The following is a 10,491-nucleotide window of genomic DNA, read 5'->3' as shown; positions in this document are numbered from 1 at the left end:
AATAAAAAGATTACTTCATTCCACTTTGTTTGATTCGTAATGACGGTTTGGGTTGGTCATTGTAATGAGGTAGGAGGAAGCAATCTGTTTATTGAGTGCATGTAATAAAAGTTTAGAGTTAACAATAGAGAGATTACTTCATTCCACTTTGTTTGATTCGTAATGACGGTTTGATTGGTCATTGCGACGAGGTAAGAGGAAGCAATCTGTTTGTTGTGTGTTTTTAATTTGTTTAGAGTAAGCGATTAATCGCGTCTTTACTAATCTAGTCTTTACCTTATCATCACTGGCAGGCTTATCTATTATCAAGATACCATGCACATGATAGGGCATAATTACAAAGTTGCCTAAAGTAACAAAGGTAAAGTACTCGGGTATTTCCATCCAATAAGTTTTTGCTAATTTACTTATTTCATTTATGTGCCTTATGTTGTTTTTTTATGTGTATAAGTTTTTTAAATTAGGTTGTTAGTGAGTTTTTCTCTTTTTTTTTGATAAAATTAACTAAAGCATTATAGTAAAAATGAACCATATTAAAAAGAGAATGATAGTAGCTTAAAACTATCTCATTGTAACAAACCTTTTGAAATTGGTATAAAATAGATTTTAACTTACTTTTTGAGTATATACACTCTTATTATTTCCATAATAATTAGTGTAAATATGCTGATATACATTTGCAGTTTTAATTCCAACTTCTTCATCAGAATAAAAATCTTGAGGCAAATACAGTAAATTATCATAGATAGTACTTTTTACTTGCGCTTTAATTTGTCTGCTTTCCCTCCAGTTTTCAATTTTAAGCTTTTCAGTTTTTAAAATATCTAAGGTTTTAGATGCTACTTTTTTAACTTCTTTGAGTTCTTTAGTCGTTAATTCTTTTCCTTCTTTTAATAAATCGAAAATAGCTAGCGTTTCTTGATTTGGTAAGTTTTCACGAACAGCTCTTTGTTCTTCAAAAGATAAGTCTTTTATAAAACTACTTAAATTGTCAAATGTTTTAATAGTGTCTTCTAAGCTTTTTCCTTTGTTATACTCTTCAATAATCTCTTTGTAACGTAAATAAAATTTAATACGCAACGGGTTTTCTTTTATCATTTGAGCTAATTGTTGCTCAATAGCTTCTTGTAAGTTAAATACTAATGTGTTTTTACGAGGTGTTTTTGCAAAGGCAGCTTTTAATTTATCAAAATCAAGTGATGATAAATCTACATAAACTTCTTCTTCATCCTCATTTAATTCATTATTTTGAACAACTACACTATCGCTTACTATAGATTGAAGTTTCATAATAATTTGCGTAACATCTGCCGATTTTACATTCTGGTTTAAAGCTGTATAAATAGCCTCAATTGCATTAAAATCAGTAACGTGTTTCTTTAGTTTATCATTAGGAAATAAAGATTTGTATTTTCGAAATACATTACGAGCCATCATTTCAAAAGTAGTTCGAGTTGTTTCGTTTAAGCAAATACAATCTGTAGCATCCTTAATTTTAGCAATTTTAGACATTGGTTTTGCATCTTTTAAGTCTTGAAGTTTAAAGTCAAGATCTTTTAAATACGCTTTTACATCTTTAATAGCTTGTTTTAATTCTATTTCTACATCTTCTAATGGCTCTACAGGACTTCCTGATGGTTTTCCTTTTTCTCCAGATTTACCGCCTTCGCCATAAACAGAATACGCATGTTCTAATTGTTTATATACATTACCATAATCTACAATTAAACCATTTTCTTTTTCATCATCATACACACGATTTGCTCTTGCAATAGTTTGCATCAACGTATGTCCTTTTATAGGTTTATCTAAATATACTGTAGATACACAAGGTGCATCAAAACCAGTAATCCACATGGCACAAACAATAGCTAATCGAAATGGATTCTCTTCATCTTTAAACTCTTTTTCAAGATTACGCTCTACCATTTTTCTACGATGCACTTCTATATCTAAATCCATTTTTTTGAATTTATCTACTTCATTTTGCTCGCTACTAACAACGACACAAACTTCGGTTTCTTTAACCTTGCTGTATTTACGTTTTAGTTCTTGCTCTTCTTGTTGGTCTTCTGCATTTTTAATGCGTTCTTCTAATTCTTTTAAGTATTCTGGCCAATAGCCTTGAATTAACTCGTACATTCTTACTGCTGTAGGTTTATCTAAAGCTACATACATGGCTTTACCTTGATAACCTCTTTCGTTAAAATGCCACACTAAATCTCTAGCAATAGCTTCTAAGCGAGGTTGCGCTGTAAGAATTGGATAATTTCTACTAAATAAATATTCTAGCTTTTTCTTTTGATCGTCGTCTAAATCTTCATTTTCAAAAACGGCAGCCATTTGCTCATCTAATTCAGGATTAGTAATATCTAATTTTTCTCCACGATTTAAATAGCGTAATGGTAAGGTTGCTTCATCTTCAATTGCACGTTTAAAATCATAGACAGATACATACTCACCAAAGATGTTTTTAGTTAACTCTTCTTCTTCTTTTATAATTGGAGTTCCAGTAAAACCTAGGTACGATGCATTTGGTAAGCCATGAAAACGCATATTTCTAGCATACGTTCCAGATTGTGTCCTGTGTGCTTCATCACTAATAACAATCACATTTTTACGATCTGTAATTAATGGATATTCGGTTTCTAATTTTGGATCTATAGAAAACTTATGAATCAATGAAAATACATAGCGATGATTTTCAGATAACAATTCCCGTAAATGTTCACGACCTGTCATCCCTTTCTTTTTCCCTGCAATACAGTTTTTATCGTTGACTGCGCCAACACCAGAAAACGTATCATATAATTGGTTTTCTAATTCCGTTCTATCTACAGCTATTAAAAAGGTATAGGAGCCTCCTAATTTTCTGTGAATCTTTTCACATAAAAACACCATTGAATATGATTTTCCAGAACCTTGTGTATGCCAAAACACACCCAATTTCCCTTCTAAATCTTCTATATTATTTACATTTTCTATGACTTTATTTACACCAATATATTGGTGATTTTTTGCCATTAACTTTACAACATCTCCTTGCGAATCATCAAATAATAAATAGTTTTCAAAAATATCCATTAAACGATGCTTGTCGCACGTACCACGTAACATAGTATCTAAACTTACTTCGCCTTCTTCGTCTTCTTCTATACGTTTCCAGTCTAAAAAGTATTTATATTTACTAGTTATCGTACCTACTTTGGCATCTAATCCATTACTTAAAATAATAAATCCGTTATTATGAAATACTTGCGGAATAGCATCTTTATAATCTTTTAGGTTATCATTAAATGCATGACGTAAATCTTGATGATGTGCTTTTAATTCAAAAAAGACTAACGGAATACCATTTACAAAACCAATAACGTCTGGACGTCTTAAATACAATTCTCCTAAAACTTCTAATTGTCGTACGGCTAAAAAATGATTGTCTTTATAATTATTAAAATCAAAAATTTTAAGTTTGGTTTTAATCAATTCTCCTTTATCATTGGTATAACTTACAGGAACACCATTTTTAAGTAAATTGCTTTTTTCTTTATTTATAGAACCTAAAGTTTGGTCTGCTACGTTTTGGGTTATTTTATCTATAGCTTGCTGATATGCTAACTCTGGATGGTTTGGATTTAATTTTTTAAGCGCTTCTAATAAATAGCGCGTTAGCACCACTTCGCTTTTATCTTCTCTACCTAATAAACCATCTGCTCCAAAAGACTCGTTATGCCATGCAGAAACTACAGACCAACCTAATTCTTCTAAAACATCTTGTGTAGCTTGTTCTATTAAAGCATCTTCTGAATATTCGTAGCTCATAGTTATATTACTTCTAAATATTTTTGTTTTGTATTAAGACTTACATCTATTAGATTTTCAATTCTGTCTAAGAATTCATTTTCTGAATTTAATAAATCTTCCATATTCATATTCTCATTTACAAAAACACCATCTACAATAAACTTAGCTGTATTTGAATCTTCTTTTCCAAATAAGCTATTTGAGTATGCTTTGTTCTTAATTAAAGGTTTGGATAATGGATATAATAAACCTCCAATAATTACATCTGATTGATAATATTGTATATAAGTATGGATTTGATAAAAATCACTTCTATCTAAATCTGAATATTTACTTTGTTTAGTTTCTAACTGCATCGTTTTAAATTTAGCATCAAAAACAATTACCTTATTAGAATATTTATGTTTTAAAACCAAATCTGGAAACATTTTACGATTGTAAAATAAACCTTTATATAATTTCAATTCCTCTTGTCCTGTTACATACCAATCTTTAAAATGACGACTTAAAAGTTTTTCTAAATACACTTCAAATAATTGTGAAATATCAAATAAATAACCAGTAGTTTCAAGCGTATTATCTTTAGGACTTAAATCATTATCTAATAATATAATCTCTGCATACTCAATAACTTTTTTAAATGATGCATATAAAGGATTATGAAGTATTCTATGATTTTTTGCTTTCTGTAACGTTTCAATATTTGGATATTGACCAGAATAATTTTGTTTTAGTAATTGATTAATGCTGAATAACTTGTTATTAATATCCTTGCCAAATTTTATTTCTAGCTTTTTTAAAGCTAAATACAAGACATCACAAATTTCTTGAATATAAGTTTGTTCTCTGTATGTTGTAGTTAGTTTTCCTCTAAAAGGAATATCTCTTTTTAAATAAGCATTTAAATCTATCTTACCTCTTACTTTGTGGCTACGTTGTATTACACTTTGGTATTCTTTAGGCAAACCTAAAACAGAAGCCTTTTCTAACGATTGTATAAATAGATATGCAATTATATATTGAAACTCATTATGTTCTTCTTTTTTAGAGGCTTTTGATTTTTCTGTGTCTACATAAATATCATTTACAAAATTTAGCATTCTGCGAAGAAAAACATCTCCATGTCTAGTTGTAATATTAAATTTGCAACCTTTGTGATAAACTACGCCAGAGAATAAGCCAGACTGTATAAAATACTCTTTTTGATTTTCAGAATTTTCTTTGGTATAAAGTTTTAGAATTAAATTATCCTCTTCTTTGCTCTTTTGGTTTTTAAACCCAATAATTTGTACTTTTTTAAGTTTTGAGTTGCCCGTTTTTAACTCAAAAACCGAAGAAAATAAATTATTAATTAAATCTCTTGATTTCCTTTTTGAACGTATTCCAGTTTGTTCCATTAAGTATGCTTCACTTAATGAATCTTCTTCATAATAATTATGATTATTTGGAACACCTAACTCCATTATTTTTGTTTTTTTGAAAATGGTTCTTTAAAAGTGTTTAATGCTATATCTAATTTAGCATCTAATTCGCTTTCAGGATATAAAGCTCTTAAATATTCTTTTAAAGTTGGCTTTAGGTATAAGTTAAATAACTGTTTAATGTTGTTTTCTGAAATAGATGGTCGCTTTGCTAAATCTTTCATTTTCATAAAAAAAGAATGACCAAATTCATACGATTTCCCTAATCCTAAACTTTGAGAGATATAAACATTAAGTTTTTCAGAAGCCGTTACATACTCTTCAATATTTAAGAAGTCATCTCCTTTTTTACGTTTAGTTTCATCTAAAATTACATTATAATCACAATCTTTTCTAATCCATTTAAAACGTCTTCTTAAAGCTAAATCAAAAGTGTCTATACTTTTATCTACATCATTCATCATACCAATAAAATAAACATTAGTTGGAACACCAAAATAAGCTTGTCCATCTATAAGTTCATAGGCTAATTCATTTTTTTTATCTTCAGGTAATTGCTCTATTAATGATGAATATTGAGTTTTAATTAAATTTGAAGTATCATTATTTACCACATCATGTCTATAATCCTTTTCTAACCTAGACAAAGTTTCTCCAAATACAGATGATAAATTAGCTCTGTTTATTTCATCAACCACAAAATAGTATGGTTTAACGTCTCTATTTTCTCTTATTGCATCTAAACATTCTTGTTTAGCCCTTTTACAAAAGAGTTTAAAAACACCATCAACTAATTCAAATTGAATATTACCATCTTTTACACCTTTTGGCTTAATACCTTCAATAAAATCTTCGTAAGTAAAGGATGGATGGAATTGTAACATTTCGTATCTGGTTTTATCCGCTTGACATACAAAATCTAAACTATTAGTTACCTGATATGTTTTACCTGTTCCAGGTGGGCCATACAATATAACATTTGGGGAGTTTTCATCTGCAATGCCTTTTGTATTTGCGTAATTCCAAAGAAATCTTGATAATAAAAAACGGTCTATAAACGTCGTATTATCTAATGAAAATAACTTTACAAAAAGATTTGTAAGAGCCTCGTTTTTTTCTAGGTTAGAGTTGTGGTTTCCTCCAATAAACTCTTCATACAATTCATTTATAACATCGTCTGAATAAATGTTTATAAAGTTAAAAGGATGTGCAATAACTAGTAATTTTCGTAATACTTGTCTTGCAGAATAATGCCCAAGAGTTTCTATAAATTCTATTTTACTTTCTACATTATCATTGCTAACAATAGTACTGAAAATGTCTTTTATAGTATCATTAAAAAAAGTTGAAGCTATATCTTTATCTACATTACCTTCCTTTTCTCCTCTCTGTAAATGTTGTTTAATAGTATAGGTATGTCCATCTTTATTTAATTTTACTTCAAAATTGGTTGCATTACCTGGTTTAGATGAGCCAAAAACACGTCTTGTTGTACGCTCTAAAAAGTTACACAAATAACCACCTTGTTTACCATCTGTTTTATATAAAACATTAGTATAGTCATCTAGACTAAAACTACTATTATCAATTTTATTTTTATAAAAATTAAAATCTGTAGTTATATTTTGATACTCTTTATCAATTTGGTCTAAATCTTCTTTTTGTATCGATTTGTAGCTATTCCAAAGATTAACAAGTTCTTCCTGTCTTTTTATACTTAACACATTTTTGTCTTCCATTTCTTGTTTGATTATATCATAATCTTTTTTAATAATAGCAACTATTCTATTTCTAGTGTCTTTCTTAGATAGATATTCGTACAAACCATCTGTATCAACATTATAAAGCCATTTTTTAACCTCTATAATATCATAACATATTGCGCTAGAATCTTTTCCTGTACTTACTTTATTTATACTGCTTATTATAGCTTCTCCCCAATATATCTTTGTAACAAATTCTTTAAAAATAATAACATCTCCAACCTTTGGTTTATCTACTAAACCCAAAGTGCTGTCTATATAATATTTTTTTGTAACTAAAATATTATTAGTATCCCAAATAGAGTTATCGTATTCTCCTTTTGGTTTGTTTGCAAATATGTAGTAGTTTTTATTTGCCATTATACGGTTTGTTTTAATGCTTTTACCTCCAAACTATCCACATCCACCAAACCACTCATCAACCGTGGCAACAAAATATCGCGCGCTTCTTTTAAGCGTTGGTTTTGGTTTTGAAGATTTTCTTTCAACTGTTGATTTTGATGTGCAATTGTTGAAAAGTTATTTTGTATTTCTTTTAATGGTAAATTAATCTCGATGCTTTTAAACGCTCCGTGATTGAGGTCTGGTTGTGCCGAACCAGTTGCTAGAGATTTAGCCTTTTCAATTATTGAATCAGAAGTTAAAAAATAGTATAACATCATACTATCTAGCTTTTCATTGGCAGTTACTCTGAAACAATTGTTATAAATAACTCCTTTTCTACCTATAAACGCTAGTCCGACTTGACCAGTTCGACTATATATGATTTCATTTTTTTCTACTAAAAATTGTTTCGGAATAGTTTCTTTTACCCATAAAGACACTGTCCCTTTTAATAAATCGCCTATTTTTAATAAAGGATAATTAGTTTTCATTTCTGAAATATGGTGATTACTCTTTTTGTTTAGAGCAAAGCCTTGTTGCAGTTTAACAAGCTCATCCAACTTTACTTTCTCCCAACCAACAGGCAACCCACTTTCCTCATCGAGCGCCACATCTTCATAACCAGGGAATTTAAAGCGTACAAACCACTCTTCATAGGTTTGTTGTACTTGTTCTTCTAATAACTTTATGCGTTTTAGGTTGTTTTCTATTAAATCATCATAAGCAGATAAAATAGATGCTATTTTGCGTTGGGTTTCTTTGGATTTTGGAACATCAATTTTAATTGCACAAAAATTTGATTTACTTACATGATGCCTTCCTGATGCTGTTCCTGGATTAGCGCCTAAAACTTTAGGCAAATTAACTTTGAGAGCATAATAAATAAAGTTTTCATTGTAATCCTCATTTGCGATTACAACATTTACTGATTGATTTGTAAAACACCATCTATCAGCTTGAAATATTTTTTCACCAACTGTACCAATAGTTACAACACCTGTAGCTTTTGGTGGTATATATGAATTTTTATACCTCTTAAATGCTTTTTCTGAATAGTTCTCATCCCAAGAAGTTACATATCTTCTATCAATATCCATATCTGTTGGTTTGATAAAAGGATAATCACTTCCATAATTAGTAGGATCTTTTTTTGGTGGTGTATTTCCTGTAACGATTTTACCTAAATCTCCGATTTTAACTCGTTTCCAACCTTCCATCATAACTTTACCGATTGTATTTGCTCCATTAAACTATTGGCTTCGGTATTTAGTTGTGCTAATTCGGTATGTATTTCTGTCATACGTGTTTTGTAATCAAAATCCATATCAATATCAATCTTAACACCAACGTAGCGTCCTGGTGTTAAGCTGTAGTCTTGTTCTTTTATTTCTTCTAGTGTGGCTATTTTACATAAGCCTTCTACGTCTTGGTAGTTGTTTTCTGGGAAGTGGGTTTTTAGCCATTCGTTATTTTCGAGAGATTGCTTCGTACCTCGCAATGACGGTTGGAATGATGGTTCGTTACTTCTGAATGAATTCATAATAGCAGTTAAGCCTTCTAGTTGGTCGTCATTAAAATCGTTAATGGTGGTGCTAACTTTTCTGTACACATTACGTGCATCTATCATTAACACTTTGTCTTTATTTGCTTTGGTTTTTCCTTTGTTAAAAAACCAAACGTGACATGGCAAACTACGTGTATAGAAAAAGTTGTTGCTTATGGCTACGATACATTCTATATCGCCTGTTTCAATCAGTTTTTGGCGTATTAGTTTTTCGGCATTACCAGCATCTGTGGCAGAACTTGCCATGACGAATCCTGCGCGTCCTGTTTCATTTAAATAAGAATGGAAATACTGCATCCATAAATAGTTACCATTGCTTATGGTGCCTTTTCCTGTTAATGGTGCTCCAAATGGCAAACGATCATCATCTGCTAGAAACTTATTTTTCGCATCAATTTTATCGACATTAAATGGTGGATTTGCCATTACAAAATCGCACTTACCAGTTAAATGGTGTGGATTATTGTAAAAACTATTGGCTTCTATAATTTTACCTTCTATACCATGAATGGCAAGATTCATTTTTGCTAAACGTGTATTGTTGCTTTTTAACTCTGTTCCATATACGGTTATGGCTTCGTTTACATTTTTATGTTCTTGGTCTTCTATAAAATGAGCAGTTTGTACAAACATACCACCAGAACCACAGGCAGGGTCGTGTACAATACCATGATTGGGTTGTATAAAATTTACAATTAGGTTTACTAAAGAGGGCGGGGTAAAAAATTCGCCACCTTCTTGTGCGCCTGCTCCTTGCATAGAGAATTTCATTAGGAAAAACTCGTAAATGCGACCAAACACATCTCCTGTTGCATTTTTTACAGCATCTTTATTAAAAACACGTACCAAATCACGTAACAGTTTATCATCAAACTCTTGATAGCTTTTTGGTAGAATACCTTCTAAATCTGGATATTCAGCTTCAATAAGCTTCATGGCATTATTAATGGCTTCTGCTATGTTTTCGCCTTCTGGCAAACTGGCTAAGTAATCGTACTTAGCTTTTTCTGCAATAAACATGGCTCCTGCACCAGCATAATCGCCTTTATTGGCTTCACGTTTTTTTCCTGTTCTTGGGTTTATTGGTAGTTTTTTTTCTACTTCAATTTTAGCGTCTTCAAAACGATTTTGAGCAAAACGTAGTAGTACTAATCCTAGTAAAGGATCTTTATATTCTGCTGCTGTTAGTTTAGAGTTTGCTCTTAGATCATCTGCTGCATCCCAAAGTTCGGTTTCTAATTGCTTTATAGTGGTTTGGTTCATTACTGTATTTTATACTTTATAACTATGTGCTAGGTATTTGTTTTTTAAATTCTTAAGCTTTTCAAAGGCAATAAACTCAAGACTATCCAATTCTTTTAGAAAATGGTCCGAGTCAGAAGAAAGTTATTCTTCTAGTTCGTAATTTTTTTATTCAAGTATATTTTTTTCAATATTATCTGCTGCTCCTTCAATTTTTTCGAATTGGTTCTTGTAGTTTTGAATAATCATTTTATTATTATTTATGTGTAAAGTAAATTATATTTATGCCTAAAATAGAAACAATTTTTTTGAGCTC

The 10,491-nt window shown here is 30.3% G+C and carries 5 protein-coding genes; all 5 read right to left on the bottom strand.

All coding sequences use genetic code 11. The annotated features are described in order from the left end of the window. Nucleotides 1-606: 606 nt before the first annotated feature. From DS884_RS11085 to DS884_RS11065, 5 genes are read right to left on the bottom strand one after another with little or no spacing between them, the layout of a single operon-like run. Entirely contained in the window at nt 607-3,819 is a 3,213-nt protein-coding gene (locus DS884_RS11085) for a type I restriction endonuclease subunit R (RefSeq protein ID WP_113786796.1), read from the bottom strand. 2 nt (nt 3,820-3,821) lie between these two features. Beyond that, on the bottom strand, nt 3,822-5,264 hold the full coding sequence (locus DS884_RS11080) for an McrC family protein (RefSeq protein ID WP_113786795.1): 1,443 nt from the start codon (nt 5,262-5,264) through the stop codon (nt 3,822-3,824). Continuing rightward, complete coding sequence (locus DS884_RS11075; RefSeq protein ID WP_113786794.1) at nt 5,264-7,345, bottom strand: McrB family protein; 2,082 nt, start codon at nt 7,343-7,345, stop codon at nt 5,264-5,266. The genes DS884_RS11080 and DS884_RS11075 overlap by 1 nt, the downstream gene beginning before the upstream one ends. Then, nucleotides 7,345-8,589 carry a restriction endonuclease subunit S gene (locus DS884_RS11070; RefSeq protein ID WP_113786793.1) on the bottom strand — a complete coding sequence of 415 codons (1,245 nt, stop codon included), beginning with the start codon at nt 8,587-8,589 and terminating at the stop codon, nt 7,345-7,347. The genes DS884_RS11075 and DS884_RS11070 overlap by 1 nt, the downstream gene beginning before the upstream one ends. Continuing rightward, complete coding sequence (locus DS884_RS11065) at nt 8,586-10,196, bottom strand: class I SAM-dependent DNA methyltransferase (RefSeq protein WP_113786792.1); 1,611 nt, start codon at nt 10,194-10,196, stop codon at nt 8,586-8,588. The genes DS884_RS11070 and DS884_RS11065 overlap by 4 nt, the downstream gene beginning before the upstream one ends. Nucleotides 10,197-10,491: the final 295 nt, after the last annotated feature.

The organism is Tenacibaculum sp. E3R01, assembly GCF_003318185.1.
GTDB classification, from domain to species: Bacteria; Bacteroidota; Bacteroidia; order Flavobacteriales; family Flavobacteriaceae; genus Polaribacter; species Polaribacter halocynthiae.
This window is presented reverse-complemented; position numbering and strand designations above follow the sequence as displayed.